1 pseudogene is annotated in these 1,193 nt (G+C 71.1%); it reads left to right on the top strand.

The annotated features are described in order from the left end of the window. Positions 1–1,193: pseudogene (locus U9980_RS24685) on the top strand (hypothetical protein); the annotation flags it as partial.

Here is a 1,193-nt window from a genome sequence, read left to right as displayed (position 1 = left end):
GGTACGAGCGCCAGGCAGCCCGTCCGGGCCGGGGCGAGGCGGCCGCCGGCTGGGCGTGGTCGGATGGTTCGAGCGGCAAGGCCCCCACGGCTTCCGCCCCCACCGGCGCGGACCGGGGCCGCTATGGGAGCCGTCCGGGACGGGGGAGCGCTGCTGCTGCCACCGCGACTCCCGGTACTTCCCAGGCCGGCGGTTCTGGAGCGCGGGCCGGTTGGCGCTCCGATCCGGGCCGGCTCGGGCTGGTCAAGCCCTTCGTCCTCCGAGCGCCGGTGGCCACGTTGTGGGTGAGCGACGCCCGGGGGGTCGGCTGGGGAATGGGGCAGACTCAGCCGCAGTCCCTGCCCGCACTTCTGGATGATGCCGACGACGCGCCGGCGTTCGCAGCGTTGCGGGACGCGCTGTGCCAGCACGAGGTGTTCGACGCGGTCGCCGAAAGGGTCGGTTCCATGGCGGATGCGACCGCCGCGCCCGGTCTGCGTGCGGTGGTCGGCCGGGTTGAGGACGGCGTGCTCTCCGACGCCCAGTTACGGGCGCTCGACCGGCTGCTCGCTCCGCACCCGGAGCCCGGCGAGGAGAGTGAGCCACCCCCGGCGCTCCTCACCGGACCGTTGCCGTTGCTGCTCGGGATGGTCGACCGGCGCGCAGACGCCGTGCTGCGGCCCGACGGCCTGATTAGTTCGTTGTTGCGGGAGTGCGCCGGCCGGATCGCGGATGCTGACGCTGCGGTGAAGGGCATGCGTGGCTGGCGGGTGCTGTTCAGCGGTCACCAACCGGGGATGGTTGTCTGGTCCGCGATGCGACAGGCGGCGGCAGGGCTCGCCGAACTGCGGCATAACCTGCGGATCGAGTTCTTCGAGATTGACGGCAGCCGTGGGCTCGACCAGGCGCGGCGTAACCGGCTGGATGAACTGGGCGTGGTGACCCGGGGATCCACCGACATCCTGCCCGGGGCCGTGGTCAACAGCCTGCGGGTTCTCACCGACAACGCTCTGGAGACGGGTCATTCGATCGTTGAGGCGTCCCAGTGGCTGTCCGGGATCGCACAGCGGCTGTACCCGCGGGGAAGCCGGGAACACATCGACGAGCTGAACCAGATTTGTCCGGACAGCGTCCTCGACAACCTTGACAACTCGGGCCCGCTGCGGTTGAGTCTGGCCGCACCACGGGTGCTCCTTGCGGTGGCCTTGTTCTGC

This window comes from Protofrankia sp. Cr1 (genome assembly GCF_963555865.1).
Lineage (GTDB): Bacteria > Actinomycetota > Actinomycetes > Frankiales > Frankiaceae > Protofrankia.
The sequence above is the reverse complement of the archived record's forward strand: the minus strand, read 5'-3'. Positions and strand labels throughout refer to the sequence as shown.